Genomic DNA, 19,040 nt, shown 5'->3' on the forward strand with positions numbered 1-19,040 from the left:
CCCTCCGTTCCCTCCCGACCGCCCCGCCCGGCTTCCCCGTCCGAGCGTCCCTTCCGGCGTCCCCTCACGGTGGAATTCCTCCCCTCGGCAGATCATGGCAATCCTTGAGCGCTGTCACTCGTACGAGGGGCTTCCGGCCTTGACCAGCGGGTACACCGAAGCCTTATCCGCACATGCGTCTGACGGGCCCCGCCTCCGGTGGGAGGCAAGGCCCGTCAGTCGCGCGCGGGGTGTCGCGCGTGGCACACCCTCACCCGATCGGCGCAGGGCGGCTGTCCACGGGACGGTGAATCACCGTCGGATCCCCGGGCCGGACGGCCGGGGAGGAGGGGCCCGAAAGGCCCCGGGGCGGCCCCGGAAGGGGCCGATGGGCCGTCAGGGGCGGTTCAGTGCACCGGTGCCGGCTGGGCCGCCTGGGGGCGGGGCGAGGGGGCGTCGCGCCCGCACGCGTAGGCGAGCGGGCTGATCAGCTCGGCGGCGTCGGGCAGCCAGCGGTTCAGCGCCGACGGCGAGCGGGCCCACTGGGCGAAGCCGGACGGCCCGACCCGGGACGGCGGGGCCACCGTCCAGTCGCCCTCGCCGCGGGCCACCAGGTCCAGCCGGCCGGGCGGCCAGCCGAGCTTGCGCAGCATCTCCGGCAGCTTGGCGGCCACGCCCGGCAGCACCAGGAAGTGCAGCCGGCGGCCGGACCGCCCGGGCGCGGCCGGGACGGCCACAACCGGGCCGAGCTGGAGGTCCATCCGCTCCATCCGGGCCAGCGCCAGGCAGCCGGCCACCTCCGGGACGTCCAGGACGTCGAACGAGCGGCCGGTGGGCAGCAGGATCGACGCCTCCGGCCGCTCCGTCCACCAGCGCCGCACCGCGCCGGGGCCGGCGCTCGCCTTGCGCGCCCAGTCCGCGTCGATCGGGTGCGCGCCGGGCAGCGGGCAGCGCAGGTCGCCGCACGAGCAACGGGCCGGCCCGTCGCCGTCGACCAGCCAGGCGCCCGGGGCGACCTCCCAGTGCCGGCTCTCGGCATAGCTGACGGCTTCGATGAGCAGCGGGGGCAGTCCGGCGTTGCCCTGGTCGGGGGAGTCTGGGATGTCTTCCACGCGCTGCTCAACTACCGTGCGTGAGGCTGGTTACGGGCCGGTGCGGGCCGGTCGGCCGCGCGGTGGCAATGTCACCCGAACCGGTGAGGCGGTCGAGCCGGCGCGGGGGGTGGCGCGCGGTGGCGGGCGCAGTGGGGGCGCACGGGAGCATTTCCCAGGGCGCGTGGGGGGTGGGGATGGTCACCGTGGGTATCCCGGGGGCGTCGCTGATCGCTAACCTTGTGTCAGATTCCTTGGACGGTCGGACAGTCGGCAACAGATCAGCAGAATCGTCGCCCGCCGGCCGGACCGGAGGGTGTGGGGAGGCGAAGCCCAATGGCCGCGAGACCACTTGTCGCACGACAGCCCAACGAGCGTCTGCAGCAGCTGATCCAGGAGGCCAGCTGCTCCAACGCCGGTCTGGCGCGGAGAGTCAACCTCTGTGGCGCCGAGCACGGTCTGGACCTGCGTTACGACAAGACCTCCGTCGCGCGCTGGCTCCGCGGCCAGCAGCCGCGGGGGCAGGCGCCGGCGGTGATCGCGGAGGCGCTGGGCCGCAAACTCGGCCGGAGCGTGTCGGTCGAGGAGATCGGCATGGCGGACGGCAAGAACCTCAGCTCCGGCATCGGGCTGCAGTTCGCGCCGACCCTGAGCGCCGCCCTGGAGCAGGTCTGCGAGCTCTGGCGCAGCGACGTCGGCCGGCGGGACTTCCTCACCGGGGCGACGGTCGCGGCCTCCGCGCTGGTCGAGCCCAGCCGGGACTGGCTGATCACCCCGCCCGACCCGGTGGTGGCGCGCACCGGCGGTCCGCGGGTCGGCCCGACCGACGTGGCGGCGATCAAGGCGACCACGGCCATGCTGGTCGACCTCGACCACCGCTTCGGCAGCGGCCACGTCCGCCCGGTGGTGGTGCACTACCTGAACAGCGTGGTCTCGGGTCTGCTCGGCGGCGCCTACCGGGAGGAGACGGGTCGGCAACTCTTCGCGGCGGTGGCCCGGTTGACGGAGCTGGCGGGCTACATGGCGGTGGACACCGGCCAGCCCGGCCTGGCCCAGCGCTACTACATCCAGGCGCTGCGGCTCGCCCAGGCCGCGGACGACCGCGGCTACGGCGGCTACGTGCTGGCCGCCTCGATGAGCCACCTGGCCGCGACCCTGGGCAACCCGCGGGAGATCGCCCAACTCGCCCGGGCCGCCCAGGAGGGTGCCCGCTCGGTCGCCACCCCGACGGCGATGGCGATGTTCTACGCCGCCGAGGCGCGCGGCCACGCACTGCTGGGCGACGCCCGGTCGTGCGAGGCGGTGGCCGCCAAGGCCCTGGAGGCGATGGAGAAGCGGCGCCCGGAGGACGATCCGGACTGGATCGCCCACTTCGACGACGCCTACCTCGCCGACGAGCTGGCCCACTGCCACCGGGACCTGGAGCAGGCCGGCCCGGCCGAGCACTACGCCCGGCGGGCGCTCGACCTGCACCCGCCGACCAGGGTGCGCCGCCGCGCGGTGGACCTCGTGCTGCTCGCGACGGCGCAGCTGCAGCAGCGGGACCTGGAGCGGGCCTGCGAGACGGGCGCCCAGGCGGTCCGGCTGCTCAGCGGGCTGCGGTCGAACCGGGGGGTGGAGTACCTCGACGAGTTCCGGCGCCGGCTGGAGCCCTACCGGGAGCAGCGGGTGGTCCGCGAGTTCCAGGCCCGGGCGGAGGCGGAGGCCGCCTGAGCGGGCGGCCCGAGCGGTCCGCCTGAGCAGGGCGTCGGTGCGCAGGTGAGGGGCCGGTGAGGGATGGACCGCCCACGTGGTCACCCGGTTCGGTGAACCGGTAGCGTGGGCGTGACGTCCAAGGAACTGTGATGCTCCCAAGAACCGACGAGATGTGGTCCGCCGTCAGCGCGCGGTCGTGCACAGGTGAGGAATCGCGTTGAGCCAGCGCCGCTCGTACCCCAACTCGGGTGACTTCAACCTGGACGACCTGTTCCGCCCCGAGCCCGGCCAGCCGCAGGGCCAGCCGGGCCAGCCGCAGGCCGTGCCCGGCCAGCAGCAGCCGGCGGGCGGGCCGTCGGCCGGGCAGTCCTACCTGCCCCCGGCCGGGCCGCCGTCCGGCCGGCCCGAGTACCTCGGCGAGGGCGCGCACGCCCTGCCGACCCAGGCCATGCCGGCCCAGGCTGCGCCGTGGGGCGGTGCCCCGCAGCCCGGCTACCCGCAGGCCGCGCCGGCCGAGCCGGCCCCGGACACCCAGTACCTGCCGCCGTACCCCACCGCGGACCCGGCCGCCGGCGGCTACCCGGCCCAGCCCGGCTACCCGCAGGCCGCGCCCGCCGCACCGGCGGCCCCCGGCTACCCGCAGCAGCCCGGTCCGGGCTACCCGGCCCAGCAGGGCCAGTACGGTCAGCCGGCCGCGCCGGAGTACCCGGGCCAGGACTTCCCGACCCAGGCCGGCTCCGGTGGCGGTGGCCGTTCGTCCACCAAGCTGGTCATCGGCGGTGTGGTGGCGGGCTGCGTGGCGGCCGGCGTCCTGGTCGCCGTCCTGATGAGCGGCGGCGACGACGCGCCCGGCCCGGAGAAGAAGGCCGGCCCGGCGGTTACCGGCAGCGCCACGTCCACCGGCTCGTCGGCCGCGACCGGCTCGGCGGCGCCGTCCGTCAGCCCGGAGGTCAAGGCCCAGGCCCAGGCGCTCTCCGACCTGCTGGGCACCGCCAACGACAGCCGCCAGGCGGTGATCGGCGCGGTGGGCGCGGTGCAGAAGTGCGACAAGCTGCCGGAGTCCCAGCAGGCGCTGACCGACGCCGCGGGCAAGCGCCGGGAGCTGCAGACCAAGCTGGCGGCGCTGAAGACGGACAAGCTGCCGAGCGGCCCGCAGCTGGTCGAGCAGCTCAACGCGGCCTGGCAGGCCTCGGCGACCGCCGACGACGAGTACGCGGCCTGGGCCGGCGACATGCAGGGCGGCTGCGACCCCAAGAAGACCGACAACCAGCACTACAAGAACGCGGTGCAGGCCAGCGGCACGGCCACCACCGCGAAGAAGCAGGCCTCCGGCCTCTGGAACACGATCGCCGGCCAGACCGGCCTGCCGAACCGCGGCGACGGCGACCTCTGAGCCGCCGCCCGGGAGGCCGGGAACGCCGGGGCGGGGAACGCAGGGCGGGGAACGCCGAGGGGCCGGACCGGTGACCCGGGCCGACCCCTCCGGCGACGGCGTCAGGCCGGCGGCCGGGCGCCGGTGAGCACCCAGCGCACGTCGACGAAGCCCGGCTGCTGCAGGGCGAGCCGACCGCCCTTGACCACCTGGTACGTGACCCAGGTGTTCACCAGCCGGGGCGACTCGGTGCTCGGCAGCATGTTGGTGGTTCCCCAGTTCAGCGGCGGGGTCAGGCCCACGTCCACCTGCTCGCCGCCGTCCAGCAGCGCGGTGATCGTCTTGGCGGTGATCGGCCGCCCGGCCGCGCTCAGCCGGTCGGATATCTGCCGGAACACCTCGTACCCGACCCAGGTGGTCTGCACCCCGGGGTCGGCCACGTCGATGGCCCGGCCGCCGGCGGCGTCGCTGCGGACCACCGCGCGGAGGGAGTCCCAGATCTTGGCGGACTCCGGCGGGAACCAGCCGGTCACGTAGGCGCCGGCGAGCGGGCCGCCGTCGCCGCCGGTCGAGTCGACCACCGACTGCTGCACGCTGCCGATCACCGAGGCGATCCTGGTGTTCTTCGGCCCCACCCGGCGGTAGGAGTCCAGCAGGTTGCCGGTCGGCTCGGCGGCCAGGGCGGAGGTCAGGCAGTTGCCCGCCTCGTCCTTGCCGACCGCCTTGCGGATCACCGCCGAGTAGTCGGAGGACTGCTCCGGCGCCTTCACGTCGAGCAGCTTGATCCCGGCCGGCTTGAGCGCGTTGGCCAGGTAGCCGAGCAGGTTGTCCCCGGCCGGGGTGTCCGGCCGGACCAGCGAGACGCTCTTGCAGCCGGCCTCCACCAGCTGGCGGCCGCTGCCCCCGATCAGCGCCGGCATGCCGCCGGCCACCGGGTACGAGAGCGGGCTGCTGAACTCCGGCTGGGAGATCCCGTAGCCGCCGATCAGCGGGATGCCGGCCCGCTCCAGGATCGGCATGAACCGGTCGCCGTACTGGCTGTACGAGCCGATCACGGCGACGACCTTGGAGTCCACCGCCTGCTGGGCGCAGGCCGTGGCGCCGGCCGCGGTGTTGTGCTCGTTGCAGGTGAGCACCCGGATGGTGCGGCCGTTGAGGCCGCCCTTGGTGTTGATGTCCTTGCCGATCGCCTCGGCGAGGGCGGTCATGCCTGGCCGGTCGGCGCTGCCCGTGCCGGACGGTGCCCAGGTCATGACGGTGAGGTCGCCGCTCTTGGTGGCGGCATCGGCCGGTCCGCCGCACGCGGAGGCCGAGAAGAGGGTCGGGAGCAGGGCCGCGGTGGCGGCGACTGCGGCGATCGGGCGGCGACGCTGCCGCTCGGTGATCGTTCTGTGGTCCTGGGACGGGCCCCTTCGGCTGCTCATCGGTCTTCCCTCCTGAGGCGGCTGCGGCGCACCGGCAACAGCCAAGCCCCGGTGCCGCAAGCCGAGAGGACCGCATAGCGAACGGTTCACCAACAGAAGTCGAAATCCAGGCTCGGACGCGTGTAGATGCGGAGTGGAGCACGAACGGTGGGGGAACGTACGATCGTCAGCCATGTCCGCCAGCACAGATTCTTCGTACCGGTCTGCCCGAAACCCTTCTCGTCCGGGCCACCGCTCCAGCACGATGGGCGGCATGCCGCTCAACGACCTGCCCTGGTGGCGCTGGCGAGCCCGTCTCCGCTCGGCGCTCCACATGTTGTCCGACCCCGGGTTCCAGCAGGAGACCTGGCTGTCCGGCCGTGCGGGCTTCGGTGACGTGACCGACGCCGTCTACCGCCTGGTGGAGGACACCTGGCTGGACCGCTGGTCGGCCGAGAAGTACGTCGGGACGATCTTCCGCGACTCGGCCGAGGCCGCGGTGGTGGACGTCGCGGTGCTCCGGGTGGTCCGGATCCTGCACGAGGTCGGCGCCGACGCCCCGGCCTCCGCCTACCTCGGCCACCACGGCTGGCCGGAGGCGGTCCGGGCCGCCCGCGAGGCGCACGTCAAGCTCGCGGCCAACGACGGCGAGGACCCGGACGCCCCGCCGCGCTCGCTGGACGTGCTGCGGATCCTGACCTCGACCTGACCTCGATCCGACCTCGTCCTGACGTCCCCGGGGCTCCGAGACCCCGGGGGAGCCGGGCCGTCCCGCAGTACGGGCAGCGGGGCGGCGGCCGTCCAGGATGTGACACGCTGGACCACTCACCGACGGCACGACCTCAGGACGGGATACCCCCCACGTGGAACAGCAGACGGCCAGCGCCCAGTACGTCCTCACGCTGTCCTGCCCCGACAAGCAGGGCATCGTCCACGCGGTCTCCAGCTACCTCTTCATGACCGGCTGCAACATCATCGACAGCCAGCAGTTCGGTGACCGGGACAGCGGGCTGTTCTTCATGCGGGTGCACTTCTCCGCCGTCGAGGAGATCACCGTCGACAAGCTGCGGGCCAGCTTCGCCGCGATCGGGGCCTCGTTCGGGATGGACTGGCAGATCCACCCGACCGAGGAGCGGATGCGGATCGTCCTGATGGTCAGCAAGTTCGGGCACTGCCTGAACGACCTGCTGTTCCGCACCCGGATCGGCGCGCTGCCGGTCGAGATCGCCGCGGTGGTCTCCAACCACACCGACTTCCGGGACCTCACCGAGGGCTACGGGATCCCGTTCCACCACATCCCGGTCACCCGGGAGAACAAGGCCGAGGCCGAGCAGCAGCTGCTCGACCTGGTCGCCAAGGAGAACGTCGATCTGGTCGTGCTGGCCCGCTACATGCAGGTGCTCTCGGACGAGCTCTGCACGGCGCTGTCCGGCCGGGTGATCAACATCCACCACTCCTTCCTGCCGAGCTTCAAGGGCGCCAAGCCGTACCACCAGGCGCACGCCCGCGGCGTGAAGCTGATCGGCGCCACGGCGCACTACGTCACCGCCGACCTGGACGAGGGCCCGATCATCGAGCAGGAGGTGGCCCGGGTGACCCACGACGTCACCCCGGACCAGCTCGTTGCGCTCGGCCGGGACGTCGAGTGCCAGGCGCTGGCCCGCGCGGTGAAGTGGCACAGCGAGCACCGCGTGCTGCTCAACGGCAGCCGCACGGTCGTCTTCGCCTGACGCCTGACGCCCGATGTTTGACGCCTGACGCTCGGAGGCCCGGGGCCCCCGCCCCGGAGCCGCGGGCGCCGCGCTACGGGCGCGACAGCAGCGGCGTGGCGTGCAGCACCTCGCGGATCGCGGCCCGGTCGCCGTGCTCGCCCACCGGCAGCCGGTCCGGATCGCGGTGTGCGGCGGCCAGCTGGCAGAACTCCAGCCCGTCCAGCACCATCGAGGCCACCGGCTCGCCGCCGGGCGGCCCGGCGTCCGGGCCGTCCAGGGGTATCAGCCACTCGCCGGCCGCCGGTCCGTCGATCACCAGCCGGAGCTGCCGCCCGGTCCGGCGGCCGCCGTCCGGCATGCCCGCGGGCGCCCCGGCGTGCTCGGGGCGGGCGGCACGCAGCCCGGCCAGCGCGAGCGGCAGCATCCGTACCGCCAGGCCGACCATCTGCCGCAGGTGCTGCGGGGCCGGCGGGTCGTACGGGTACGCCACGGCGCGGGCCACGTCCTCGCCGTGGACGAAGGTCTCGAAGGCCCGGTCGACGAAGGCGTCGCGCAGCGGGACGGTCGCGAAGCCGTAGTCGACCGGCGTGCTGCCGTGCGGGGCCAGCGCGGCGGTGCGGACCAGCTCGTGACAGTGCCGGCGCCACCGGGCGCGGACCCGCTGCGGCGGCTGCCCGGCCTGCTCGGCGGCGAGCCGGGCGGTCCGTTGGGCGATGGCGGCCCACGGCCGGCCGTCGTCCGCCGGCCCGCCCTGGGCAGGCACCCGCGGCGGGTTGGGGCCGTGGTCCTGCGGCGGCACCCGGCGCCCGCCGGCCGGTGCGGGGCCGCCCGGGACGGGGTCGGGCATGCCGAGGGCGACGGCCAGGAAGCCGTCCACGGCGGCGAGATGGCAGAGCACCTCGGCCGGGCGCAGGTACTCGGTGCCGCCGTGCCACGGGAGTTCGGCCACCTCCTGCCACTCCTCCGGGCCCAGGTCGCGCAGCAGCGCGTCCAGCTTCGCGGTCTCCGCCGCGTACGGCGCGCCCCAGGCCGGGACGGGCAGTTCGGCGGGGCGCCGGGCCAGGCACCAGTCGAGCACCTGCTGGCGGAGCGGGCCGGGCTGGTCGAGCGGTTCGTCGACGGCGAGCCAGCCGGCCGCCTCGCGCAGCCGCGCGGCCTCGTCGGCGCACTCGGGACAGGCGCGGAGATGGCGTTCCAGCTCGGCGGCCTCGTGCGGCGGGCAGGCGCCGAGGGCCCAGGCGCCGAGCAGCGAGCGCAGGGCCTCGTGCTGCTCCTCGGTGGTCGTCACGTGCCCCCGTCCTCGTTCCCGTGCCGGTGTCCGCAGCCGTCCTGCCGCCGGTCGCCGCCGTCCGGGCGGGCCCGCCGCTGGCGGGCGCGCTCCGCGGCGAGTTCGGTGGCCAGCAGCTCCAGACCGAGCCGCATCCGCTGCTTGGCGGTCTGTTCGCTGATGCCGAGCCGGCGGGCCGTCTCCTGATAGGTGCGGCCGTCGTAGTACGTCACCGTGATGGTCTCACGCAGGGTCTGCGGCAGGGAGTCGACCGCGACCTGGATCCGGGCGGCGGTGGCGACGGTGCGGATCTCCTCCTCGACCCGGTCGCGCGCGCCGGGCCGGGCGCCGCTGCGGGCGTCGTCGCCGTCGCCGTCGGGGCCGTCGTCGGTGCCGTGGCCGTTCCAACCACCGCCGCGGTCAACGCGGTTGCCGCGGTTACCGTAGCCGGAGTGACCGTCGTGGCCGGGCACCGCCTCGGCCGCGCGCCGGACCCGCAGCCGGTCCACGGCGCGGCGGTGGGTCAGGGCGCCGATCCATGAGCGGAGCGAGCCCTCGGCCGGGTCGAAGTCCTCGGGGTGCTCCCAGACATGGGCGAATATCTCGCGGGTGAGCTGGGCGGCGGCGGTCTGGTCGGCCAGTATCCGCCCGGCCAGCCCGTGCACCATCGGCGCGAGCTGGTCGTAGAGCTCGCCCAGGGCCGTCTCCTCGCCGCGGGCGAGGCGGCGCTGGAGCTGCTCGTCCCACCGCGGAGCGCCGCCGGGGGTGGCCACCGTCAACCACCCTCCTGCCATGGGGTTCCGCCGCTGTTCCGCGGCCTCGCCCCACGGTATCCTCCGCCCTTCGGCGGGCGGGCGGGATTCCGCGAAAGAAGGAGGACGCGGGGGTTTCGGATCGTCACATCGTGGGATCTGCCGCCGATCCAGCTGTTCGACGGGGCCTGGACATATGTCGCACGGGTGGTTCGCGAGTGGCGGGCCGGGCCCGTGGGGCGTCCGACGGTAGGTTCGCCCTGCGTGTCCGGCCGGTCGGCCCGGTCGGACGAGCGCCGGTGCGAGGCTCGCGATAGTGAACGGGACAGTATGCCCTGCCCTGTCCCCCGATCGCTGGAATATGCCCGAAGCGCTTGCTGCGGTCCTCCCGCCGACTCATCCTGAGGCGTATTCGTGTCGCGGCCAGTGAGCGACGGACGAGATGGCGCGGGCCGGACGTGCCGGGTGCGACGTGCGGAGGCCCGGAGGCGGTGGCCCGGCGCGCGCCCGGGCCGGTCGGACGGCCGATCCCGATCGAGGCGGCGGCCGAACTGCGAGTGCGGGTGGTGGAGCGGTGCAGGTTCTACAGGTACAGCTGGCGGTGCAGGCGGATCCCGCCGAGGTCGGCCGGGCCCGTCGGTGGGTGCGCTCGCGACTGCTCAACCACGGCCTGGACCCGGACGCTCCGATCGCCGAGACCGTGGTGCTGGTCGTCTCCGAACTGGTGACCAACGCCGTGGTGCACACCGGCAGTCCGGCCGTCCTGCGGCTCTGCTTCCCGATGGACGGTGCCGCGCAGGGGGCCGGCCCCGGCCCGGCCGGCGGCTCCGACGGGGTGCGCGAGTCGGCGACGGTCGGTCCGCTGCGGGTCGAGGTCGCCGACGCCAGCCAGGCGGCCCCCGCCCCCCGGCACGCCGGCCCGGACACCGACGCCACCAGCGGCCGCGGCCTGGAACTCGTCGAGCTGCTCTGCGACCGCTGGGGCTGGTACCCGGACGGCTCGGGCAAGCGGGTCTGGTGCGAGATCGGCGCGGACGCCGCGCCGGTGGACCCGCTGGCCGCCGTGGACTGGGCCGCGCTGGCGCAGTGACGGTCCGACGGGCGCGCCCGGTCCGCCTCGGGCCCGTCCGGCGATCATCGGGCCGAAACCTGACGCAACCATTCCGAATTTCGGACAACCCATTGACGTGATGTATCCGACTGATCACGCTTGGGAGCAGCTCTTCGTTGCGAGGGGACGCCGAGGGAACACCCGAACGCCGCTGCGGTGCTGCTGTCCAGGGGGACCATGTCAGCAGGGGGGGCCGTGCGCTGCCGATCGCGTGGTGGCTCCTTGGCGAGTGCGGAGGGCGGTCGTGCGGGTTCAGGGCCCGTGCGCTGCGGTTGGATGGCGGCCGGCCGTGCCGTGCTCGGGGTGCGTGCGGCCTGCCGCCATCCAATCCGTTCGGCCCGTCCGGTCCGGGAAGCCGGGTCCGGTCGCCGGGGGACTCGATTTCGCGCCATTTCCGGAGGGGGCGCGTCCGCGCCCCGCGGTCGGTCCGCCGGTCGGGCCCGCCCGCCGGGCCGTCAGCCGACCCGCCCGCCGGGCCGTCAGCCGACCCGTTCGGCCGTCCGGAAGGTCCGCCGGTAGGCGCTCGGCGCCACGTCCAGCCGGCCGCGCAGCTGCAGCCGGAGCGAGGCGGCGGTGCCGAAGCCGGACTCCCGGGCCACCTGGTCGATCGTCAGATCGGTGCGCTCCAGAAGCTGCCGGGCCCGCTCGGTGCGCTGCACCGTGAGCCACTGCCCGGGGCTGGCGCCCGTCTCCTCCCGGAACCGCCGGGTGAAGGTGCGCACGCTCATGCCGGCCCGGTCGGCGAGCTGCCGCAGCGACAGCGGCTCCGCTAGGTGCTCCAGCGCCCAGGCGCGGACGGCGGCCGTGCCGCTGCCGGGCTCGGTGCTGGGGCGCGGGAGCTCGACGTACTGCTTCTGGCCGCCCTCGCGCCACGGTGGCACCAGGCAGTGGCGGGCCACCGTGTTGGCCACCGCGCTGCCGTGGTCGCGGCGGACGATGTGCAGGCAGAGGTCGACTCCGGCCGCCACCCCGCCGGAGGTGAGCACGTCGCCGTCGTCGGTGAACAGCACGTCCGGGTCGAGCCGGACGGCCGGGAAGAGCGCCGCGAAGCGCTCGGTGTAGCGCCAGTGGGTGGTGGCCGGACGGCCGTCCAGCAGGCCGGCGGCGGCCAGCACGAAGGAGCCGGTGCAGATCGACACCAGCCGGGTGCCGGGCCGGATCCGGGCCAGCGCGGCGCCGAGCTCGGGGGTGAGCCGGGCGTCCACCTGCATCGGACCCGGGTCCTTGGAGGCCGGGACGACCACGGTGTCGGCCCACTCGAGGAGTTCGGGCCCGTGGTCGACGGCGATCCGGAAGTCGGTGCTGGTGTCGACCGGCCGGCCGTCCAGCGTGCAGGTGGCCACCTGGTAGAGCGGGGCGCCCGCGGCGTCCCTGGCCGACTCGAAGATCCTTGCCGGGATGCCCAGTTCGAAGGCGATCACCCCGTTGAGCGCCAGCACCGCGACCTTGTGGGCCACTCCGCTCTCCCTTCGTCCGCCGCCGTCGTGTCGGCGCCAGCGTACGCCGGGGCGGTGGCCCGATTCTTACGAAAGCTGGCAGTCAGGCCACTCGCCCGGCTTCCGCGCCTTCGGGAGACTCGGCCGGGTGAACGAACGGAACGCCCCCGCCCTCGACGACGCCACCGCTCCCACCCCCGCTCCCGCCACCGCCACCGCAGGTCCGCGCCGGCCCCGGGTGCACTACGCCTGGGTGGTGGCGGCCGTGTCCCTGCTGGTGCTGCTCGGCTCGGCCGGCTTCCGCTCCACGCCCGGCCTGATGATGGACGCGCTGCACAACGAGTTCGGCTGGTCGATGGCGACGATCTCCAGCGCCACCTCGGTCAACCTCGCGCTCTACGGCCTCACCGCCCCCTTCGCCGCCGCCCTGATGGACCGCTTCGGCGTGCGGCTGGTGGTGGTCTGCGCGCTGCTCACCATCTCCATCGGCGCCGGCCTGACCATGCTGATGCGCGAGCCCTGGCAGCTGGTGCTCTGCTGGGGCGTGCTGGTCGGCCTCGGCAGCGGCTCGATGGCCGGCGCCTTCGCCACCACCGTCACCGGCCGCTGGTTCCGGGCCCGCCAGGGCCTGGTCACCGGCGTGCTCACCGCGGCCGGTGCCGCCGGCAACCTGGTCTTCCTGCCGGTCGGCGCCTGGCTGGTGGAGCAGCACGGCTGGCGCTCCGCCGTCGTGGTCGTATCGCTGGCCGCCTCCGCGGTCGCCGTCCCGGTGCTGCTGCTGATGCGCGAGCGCCCCGCGGACCTCGGCCTGCTCCCGTACGGCGCCACCGAGGCTCCGCCAGCCCCGGCGGCCACCGGTGGCGCGCTGGCCCGCTCGCTGCGGGTGCTCCGCGACGCGGCCCGCAGCAGGGCGTTCTGGCTGCTGGCCGGCTCCTTCGCGATCTGCGGCGCGACCACGGCCGGCCTGGTCGGCACCCACTTCATCCCGGCCGCCCACGACCACGGCCTGCCGGTCACCACCGCGGCGAGCCTGCTCGCGCTCATCGGCGTCTTCGACGTGATCGGCACGATCGCCAGCGGCTGGTTCACCGACCGCTTCGACTCCCGGCTGCTGCTGGTCGTCTACTACGCGCTGCGCGGTCTCTCGCTGCTCCTGCTGCCGCAGCTCTTCGCAGGCTCGCTGGAGCCGCCGATCCTGGCCTTCGTGATCTTCTACGGCCTGGACTGGGTGGCCACCGTGCCGCCGACCGTCGCGCTCTGCCGCCGCCACTTCGGCGAGGACGCGCCGATCGTCTTCGGCTGGGTGCTGGCCTGCCACCAGATCGGCGCCGCGGTGGTGGCCGGCCTGGCCGGCCTGGCTCGCGACGCGTTCGGCGACTACGACCTCGCCTGGTACGCGGCCGGCGCCCTCTGCGCGGTGGCCGTCCTGCTCTGCCTGGCCCTGGGGGCGAACCGCGAGGACCGCGCCGACCGCACCGTTCCGGCCCTGTCCTAGCGCGTCGCCGTGGTCCGTGAAGGGCACCACCGGTCGCCGTGGGGTGTCGTGGGGCGCGGCTGGACAGGCCCTAGGCTCGGCGGCCATGGCACTCACCTTCACGCTCGATCCCGACCTCGACGCCGAACTGCGGCAGGGCCTCGTCCGGCTCTGGACCGACGCCACCAACGCGGGCGGCGCCGTCGGATTCGTCGCCCCGGTGACGGAGGACGAGGTTCGGGTCACCGCGGAGAGGCAGTTCGCGGCCGTCGCACCGTCCGGGCCGGACCGGCTCCTGGTCGCGCACGAGGCGGAGACCGGCCGGCCGGCCGGGATGCTCTTCTTCGAATCGATGCGGTTCGGGCCGATGGACCACTGGCGGCTGCTCGGCCGGGTGATGGTCCACCCCGAGCTGCAGGGGCGGGGCTACGGCGCGGCGCTGATGGCCGAGGCCGAGCGGCTCGCCCGGGACTGGGGGCTGGCAGCCCTGCGGCTCTACGTCCGCGGCGGGCTCGGCCTGGAGGAGTTCTACGGGCGCTGCGGCTACGCCGAGGTCGGCCGGGTGCCGGGCGCCATCCGCGTCGCCCCCGGGGACAACCGGGACGAGGTCACCATGTGGCTCGACCTGAGCTGACCGTCCGGCCGGTGCCGGCGCCGCCCCGGCCGGATGCGCCGACCGGGCCCGGGCGCGGCCGGCGGGCGAGCGGGGGACGCGGGGGACGGGCCACCCGTTCCCCGCGCGGGGCGTCGGGCATGCTTCACTGGGAGACCGGCCCAGCCCCCGCGCAGAGAAGGACGTGTCCCCCGGTGAGCAGCAATGTGAGCAACAAGTCGCACGCCACGCTCCGTTACACCTCCCTGCGGGTCAGCATCTTCCTGGGCTGCCTGCTGGTCGCCCTGCTGCTCGGCCACTTCCAGCTGATCCCGGTCCGGGGCGAGCTCGGCGTGGTCTTCCTCTTCCTGCTGGCCGCGGTGGTCTCGGCGCCGCTCAGCTACGTCCTGCTGAGCAAGCAGCGCGACGAGATGTCGGCCCAGATCTCGGGCAAGGTCGACGGCCTGCGCAACCGCACGGCGGACCGGATCGCGGCGCAGAACGCCGAGGAGGACGCCGCCGACGACGCCGCCCGCGCGGCCGCCGCGAAGAGCTGAGCCGCGCCGCCGCCGTGCCCGCACCCGATCCCACCGCCGACACCCCGAGCTCCGGGGCACCGAGCTCCGAGACCCCGAGCTCCGAGACCCCGAGCTCCGGAGCTCCGCGCTCCGGGGTTCCGCGCGAAGACACCTCGAACGCCGGGTCCGCGAGCGCGCAGACTCCCGCCGGTGCCGCCCCGCGTCCGTCCGCCGCGCCCGGGGAACCGGGTGAACCGGCGAGCGGCACCTGGCCGGCGCCCGTCCGCCGCCCCACCGGCCGCGACGTCGCCCGGCTCGCCGGGGTCTCGCAGGCCACCGTCTCCCTGGTGTTCTCCGGCTCCGAGGCCGGCCGCCGGGTCTCCGACGCCACCCGGGAGCGGGTCCGGGAGGCCGCCCGCAGCCTCGGCTACCGCCCGCAGGCGGCCGGCCGGCAGCTCCGCCTCGGCCGCAGCGGCATGATCCTGCTGGCGGTGCCGAACATCCTCGGCCCGTTCTTCGGCCGGGTGCTGGAGGGTGTCCACGAGGAGGCCGGCAAGCACGGCCTCGCGGTCGTGGTCAGTTCGGGCTGGGGGAGCGCCACCCTGGCCGAGGCCGCCACCACCAGCCGGTTCGACGGCCTGCTGATCTGTTCCCCGGACGACAGCCAGCTCGGCGAGCTGCCCGCGGACACCCCCGCGGTCTTCCTGGACGCCGATCCCGGCACCGACCGGGCCCGCCCGACCATCGAGCTGGACGTGGCCGGCGGCATGCGCGCCGCCGTCGAGCACCTGGCCGCGCTCGGCCACCGCCGGATCGGCCGGCTGCGCTCCACCCACTCCGCGTACACCTTCCGGGTCCGGCAGGCGGCGTTCGAGCAGGCGGCCGAGGCGCTCGGCCTGGACGTGGTCGAGTTCGGAGTCAGCCTCAACGAGGGCCAGCCCGCCGCCCACAGCGTCGCCCACCGGCTGCTGGAGCACCCCGACCGCCCGCGTGCGGTGATCTGCGACGACGACGTGGTGGCCTCCGGGGTCTACCAGGCGGCCGTCGAACTCGGGCTGCGCGTCCCCGCCGACCTCTCGGTGGTCGGCATCGACAACGTCCCGGTCGCCGCGCTGCTCGCCCCGCCGCTCACCACCGTCGACCTCCCCGGCGAGGAGCTGGGCCGGGCCGGCGTGGCGGCCCTCGCCGACCTGCTCCGCGGCGAGCCGGTCGCGCCGGTGCCGCCGCTGGCCACCTCGCTGGTCCTGCGCTCCTCGACCGCGGCGGCCTGAGCCCGGAAGCACCGGGGGCACAGGGAACGCCGGGAGCGCCGGGAGGACGACGGCCGGGGCGCGGCTGCACGAATTCGCCTGCGGGAATGCGACTGCGCCCGTCGGCCAGACCACCCGGTCCGACGGGCGCAGTCACGTCTGCGGGGGAGTCGCCCCGGTCTCAGCCGGCCGGCACCGGCTCGGCCGCAGCGGGCGTGCCGTCGGCCATGTCGGCCGCAGCGAGCCAGACGCCGGCCGCAGCAGGCACGACGTCGGCCGGGGCGGGCCGGAACCAGCGGCGCGCGCCGAACAGCAGCAGCCCGCCCAGCCCGATTCCTCCCGCCGCGCAGAGCGCCACCGAGGTCAGGGAGCCCTCGGCGAGGTTGCCGGAGACGGCGTAGCCGAGCGAGTTGCCGGTCGCGAACAGCGTCACCAGCCAGGCGAACGCCTCGGTCACCGTGCCGACCGGCGCCAGCTCGGCGACCAGGACGAACGCGGCCGCCAGCAGCGGTGCCAGCATGATCCCGGAGAGGAAGGCCAGCCCCGCCATCGCGAGCGGACCGGGCAGCAGCACCAGCGGGAGATAGGAGACGGCCATCCCGAGCGCCATGACCCACGTCCGGGTCGCGGTGCTGCTGCGCCACTTCACCGCGCCGTAGGCCAGCGCGCCGAGCAGGCCACCGAGCGCCGCGAGCGCCAGCAGCGTCCCGGCACCGCCGGGCAGGCCGCCCTCGTGCGCCTCGGCGTAGGCGATGAACAGCACGTTCTGCGCGCCGACCGCCCAGCCCGCGCCAGCCAGGCCGATCAGCAGCAGGACCAGGCCGGGGGAGCGGAGCGGTCCGAGCAGGCCGGCGGAGTGTGCGCGCGGCGGCGCCTGCCAGGCGCGGGCCGGTGCGGCGGTGGCCACGATCAGGGCACCGGCCAGCCCCAGGGCCGCGGCCACCCAGAGCGCCGCGACCGGGCTGACCGCGCCGGCGATGCCGGCCACCGCGAGCGGGCCGGCCACGTAGAGGATCTGCTGCGAGGCGGAGTCGAAGGCGTAGGCGGTGTCGAGCTGCTCGTCCTCGACGACGTCCGGCCAGAGCGAGCGCAGGCAGGGTTCGAGCGGCGGCATGGCCAGGCCGGCGACGGCGGCGCCGAGCGGTGCGGCGATCGCCGAGCCGGGCGCGAGCGCCAGCAGTGCGTAGCCGCCGCCGGCGATCACGGCGGAGGCGAGCAGCACCCGCGGCTGCCCGGTGCGGTCCACGATCCGCCCCAGCACCGGGCCGCCGACGGCGGCCGAGATCGCGTAGGCCGCGGTGGCCAGCCCGATCCGGCTGTACGGCGTACCGGCCTCGCGCAGGGCCAGCGCGATCACCAGGGCGGTCATGCCGGCCGGGAGACGGCCGAGCAGGGTGCCGAAGAGGAGGCGGCTGACGTGCGGGGCGCGGAGCAGGGCGAGATAGCCCATGGACGGCTCTCCGTTGCGGGCAGGGGTGGGCGGGGGTGCCCTCCAAGTTATACGTATAACCGGCGGCGGTCAATCGAGGGTCGATGAGGATCTGATGTGGCGTCAGCCTCGTTCGTGTCCGGATTTGATCGATGCGCACCCACATCTCAAACAACAACTTTGAACATCTCAAACCTTTACTGCTAACGTGTCGGCCATGACCACCTCAGGAGCACTCCGGATGCACGGCCTGGGCCCGACGCCCACCGCCGCCCGCCCGTGCTGCCTGCCCGGTGCTGTGGACAGCCCGCGCCGTTGTCGCGCCATGAGCTGTATGCGGGCGGCACGCCCCTGACCGGGGCCAGGCTCCTCCCTGCCCGGCCCACGCGCCGTGCCGCCTTCCCCGCCCCGCCCCACCGTCAGCAACGCCCTCCCCCGGAGCCGCACTGCCATGCCCACAGCGCCCGAGGCGACCCCGTCGCCGTCCGTGCTCGCCCGAATCCGCAAGACCCCGTTCTGGGTCCAGATCGTCGCCGGCCTCGTGCTCGGCGCCGGCCTCGGCTACCTGGCCCGGACCGCCGAGATCTCCTGGCTGGCCACCACCCTGGAGACCATCGGCAAGATCTTCGTCCAGCTGCTGAAGCTGGCCGTCCCGCCGCTGGTGTTCACCGCGATCGTGGTGTCGGTGGCCAACCTGCGGAACGTGACCAACGCGGCCCGCCTGGCCGTCCGCACCCTGCTCTGGTTCGCGATCACCTCGCTGATCGCGGTCGGGATCGGTCTGGGCCTCGGCCTGCTGACCAACCCGGGTGAGGGCACCGACCTCAAGACCGAGGGCCTCAAGGCACCGAAGTCCACCGGCAGCTGGATCGACTTCCTGACCGGCATCTTCCCGACCAACATCGTCACGGCCTTCACCGAGGTCGAGGTGCTCCAGATCGTCTTCCTGGCGATCGTGACCGGCGCGGCGATCCTCAAGCTCGGCAGCAGGGCCGAGCCGGTGCTCAAGCTCAGCGAGTCCGTGCTGGAGCTGGTCCAGGCCGCGCTCTGGTGGGTCATCCGCCTCTCGCCGCTCGGCACCCTCGGCCTGATCGGCAAGTCCGTCGCCAAGTACGGCTGGGACCTGCTGGAGCCCTTCGCGACCCTGACCGTCGACATCTACGTCGGCTGCGCGCTGGTGCTCTTCGGCGTCTACTCCCTGCTGCTGAGGTTCGCCGCGGGCCTCAACCCGCTGAACTTCTTCAAGGGTGCCTGGCCCGCCATCCAGCTGGCCTTCGTCTCCCGCTCCTCGGTCGGCACCCTGCCGGTCACCCGCCGCGTCACCGAGCGCCTCGGCGTTCCGAGCGAGTACGCCTCGTTCGCCGTGCCGTTCGGTGCGACGACCAAGATGGACGGCTGCGCCGCGATCTACCCCTCGCTGGCCGCGATCTTCGTCGCCCAGGTCTACGGCATCGACCTCGGCATCAAGGACTACCTGCTGATCGCCTTCGTCTCGGTCATCGGCTCGGCCGCCACGGCCGGTCTGACCGGCGCGATCGTGATGCTGACGCTCACCCTGTCGACGCTCGGCCTGCCGCTGGAGGGCGTGGGCCTGCTGCTCGCGATCGACCCGATCCTCGACATGATGCGCACCGCGACCAACGTCGCCGGCCAGGCCGTCGTGCCGATCCTGGTCGCCGCCCGCGAGAAGACCCTCGACCTGGCCGCCTACAACAACCCGGCCGGCGAGCTGCTCGACGGCTCGGCCTCGATCCCGGCCCAGGCGTCGGGCAAGGAGGCGGCTCCGAGCGCCGCCTGACCCGGGTTCACGGAAGCCCGCCCCTGCGCCGTCCGGCGCGGGGGCGGGCTTCTGCGTTGCCGCGTTGCCGCGTTGCCGCTCCGCCCGCGGCGCGGGCGCGCAGTGCGGGCGGCGGGGCGGCGGCGCGGTGCGGTGCGGGCCGGCGGAGGCGCGGGTGCGTG

Annotated in this window: 16 protein-coding genes; 10 read left to right on the forward strand and 6 right to left on the reverse strand. The window is 74.6% G+C overall.

Features of this window, described 5'->3' with window-relative positions; translation table 11 throughout:
• Positions 1 to 386: 386 nt before the first annotated feature.
• Positions 387 to 1,082, reverse strand: a complete 696-nt coding sequence (locus ACIPSC_RS16240) for a bifunctional DNA primase/polymerase (RefSeq protein WP_400826444.1) — start codon at positions 1,080 to 1,082, stop codon at positions 387 to 389.
• A gap of 324 nt (positions 1,083 to 1,406) precedes the next feature.
• Between ACIPSC_RS16240 and ACIPSC_RS16245 the strand changes: the two genes are divergently transcribed.
• Together ACIPSC_RS16245 and ACIPSC_RS16250 are read left to right on the forward strand one after the other, a co-directional pair.
• Complete coding sequence (locus ACIPSC_RS16245; RefSeq protein ID WP_395294760.1) at positions 1,407 to 2,783, forward strand: transcriptional regulator; 1,377 nt, start codon at positions 1,407 to 1,409, stop codon at positions 2,781 to 2,783.
• 199 nt (positions 2,784 to 2,982) lie between these two features.
• Positions 2,983 to 4,158 (forward strand): hypothetical protein, encoded by a 1,176-nt coding sequence (locus ACIPSC_RS16250; protein ID WP_400826272.1) that lies wholly within the window; start codon positions 2,983 to 2,985, stop codon positions 4,156 to 4,158.
• 101 nt (positions 4,159 to 4,259) lie between these two features.
• Here the strand turns inward: ACIPSC_RS16250 and ACIPSC_RS16255 are convergent, their stop codons facing one another.
• Positions 4,260 to 5,561 (reverse strand): ABC transporter substrate-binding protein, encoded by a 1,302-nt coding sequence (locus ACIPSC_RS16255; RefSeq protein WP_400826274.1) that lies wholly within the window; start codon positions 5,559 to 5,561, stop codon positions 4,260 to 4,262.
• A 172-nt stretch (positions 5,562 to 5,733) separates the two neighbouring features.
• On the opposite strand from ACIPSC_RS16255, the gene ACIPSC_RS16260 reads away from it, so the two are divergent.
• Complete coding sequence (locus ACIPSC_RS16260; RefSeq protein ID WP_400826275.1) at positions 5,734 to 6,249, forward strand: hypothetical protein; 516 nt, start codon at positions 5,734 to 5,736, stop codon at positions 6,247 to 6,249.
• 154 nt (positions 6,250 to 6,403) lie between these two features.
• Positions 6,404 to 7,270, forward strand: a complete 867-nt coding sequence (gene purU, locus ACIPSC_RS16265) for a formyltetrahydrofolate deformylase (protein ID WP_400826276.1) — start codon at positions 6,404 to 6,406, stop codon at positions 7,268 to 7,270.
• 73 nt (positions 7,271 to 7,343) lie between these two features.
• On the opposite strand, the gene ACIPSC_RS16270 is transcribed toward purU, so the two are convergent.
• Positions 7,344 to 8,540, reverse strand: coding sequence for a zf-HC2 domain-containing protein (locus tag ACIPSC_RS16270; protein WP_400826277.1), 1,197 nt, complete (start codon positions 8,538 to 8,540; stop codon positions 7,344 to 7,346).
• Positions 8,537 to 9,292 carry a sigma-70 family RNA polymerase sigma factor gene (locus ACIPSC_RS16275; RefSeq protein WP_400826445.1) on the reverse strand — a complete coding sequence of 252 codons (756 nt, stop codon included), beginning with the start codon at positions 9,290 to 9,292 and terminating at the stop codon, positions 8,537 to 8,539. Before ACIPSC_RS16275 ends, ACIPSC_RS16270 begins: the two co-directional genes overlap by 4 nt.
• A 553-nt stretch (positions 9,293 to 9,845) precedes the next feature.
• Here ACIPSC_RS16275 and ACIPSC_RS16280 point away from each other — a divergent pair.
• Positions 9,846 to 10,361 carry an ATP-binding protein gene (locus ACIPSC_RS16280; protein WP_400826278.1) on the forward strand — a complete coding sequence of 172 codons (516 nt, stop codon included), beginning with the start codon at positions 9,846 to 9,848 and terminating at the stop codon, positions 10,359 to 10,361.
• Positions 10,362 to 10,861: 500 nt separating this feature from the next.
• Here ACIPSC_RS16280 and ACIPSC_RS16285 read toward each other — a convergent pair whose 3' ends face one another.
• A complete protein-coding gene (locus ACIPSC_RS16285) occupies positions 10,862 to 11,839 on the reverse strand; it encodes a GlxA family transcriptional regulator (RefSeq protein WP_400826279.1) in 978 nt (325 codons plus the stop codon).
• 127 nt (positions 11,840 to 11,966) lie between these two features.
• Between ACIPSC_RS16285 and ACIPSC_RS16290 the strand changes: the two genes are divergently transcribed.
• From ACIPSC_RS16290 to ACIPSC_RS16305, 4 genes are all read left to right on the forward strand, one after another.
• Positions 11,967 to 13,313: an MFS transporter gene (locus tag ACIPSC_RS16290; RefSeq protein WP_400826280.1), complete on the forward strand. Its 1,347-nt coding sequence runs from the start codon at positions 11,967 to 11,969 to the stop codon at positions 13,311 to 13,313.
• Positions 13,314 to 13,398: 85 nt separating this feature from the next.
• On the forward strand, positions 13,399 to 13,926 hold the full coding sequence (locus ACIPSC_RS16295; protein WP_400826281.1) for a GNAT family N-acetyltransferase: 528 nt from the start codon (positions 13,399 to 13,401) through the stop codon (positions 13,924 to 13,926).
• Between the two features lie 173 nt (positions 13,927 to 14,099).
• Positions 14,100 to 14,441 (forward strand): DUF4229 domain-containing protein, encoded by a 342-nt coding sequence (locus tag ACIPSC_RS16300; RefSeq protein WP_400826282.1) that lies wholly within the window; start codon positions 14,100 to 14,102, stop codon positions 14,439 to 14,441.
• A gap of 14 nt (positions 14,442 to 14,455) precedes the next feature.
• Positions 14,456 to 15,673, forward strand: coding sequence for a substrate-binding domain-containing protein (locus tag ACIPSC_RS16305; protein ID WP_400826283.1), 1,218 nt, complete (start codon positions 14,456 to 14,458; stop codon positions 15,671 to 15,673).
• A gap of 160 nt (positions 15,674 to 15,833) precedes the next feature.
• Here the strand turns inward: ACIPSC_RS16305 and ACIPSC_RS16310 are convergent, their stop codons facing one another.
• Positions 15,834 to 17,102, reverse strand: a complete 1,269-nt coding sequence (locus ACIPSC_RS16310) for an MFS transporter (RefSeq protein WP_400826284.1) — start codon at positions 17,100 to 17,102, stop codon at positions 15,834 to 15,836.
• A gap of 430 nt (positions 17,103 to 17,532) precedes the next feature.
• Here ACIPSC_RS16310 and ACIPSC_RS16315 point away from each other — a divergent pair, with 430 nt between their 5' ends.
• On the forward strand, positions 17,533 to 18,879 hold the full coding sequence (locus ACIPSC_RS16315; RefSeq protein WP_400826285.1) for a dicarboxylate/amino acid:cation symporter: 1,347 nt from the start codon (positions 17,533 to 17,535) through the stop codon (positions 18,877 to 18,879).
• The last annotated feature ends 161 nt before the right edge of the window (positions 18,880 to 19,040 follow it).

Source organism: Kitasatospora sp. NPDC090091 (assembly GCF_044747365.1).
Taxonomy (GTDB): Bacteria; Actinomycetota; Actinomycetes; order Streptomycetales; family Streptomycetaceae; genus Kitasatospora.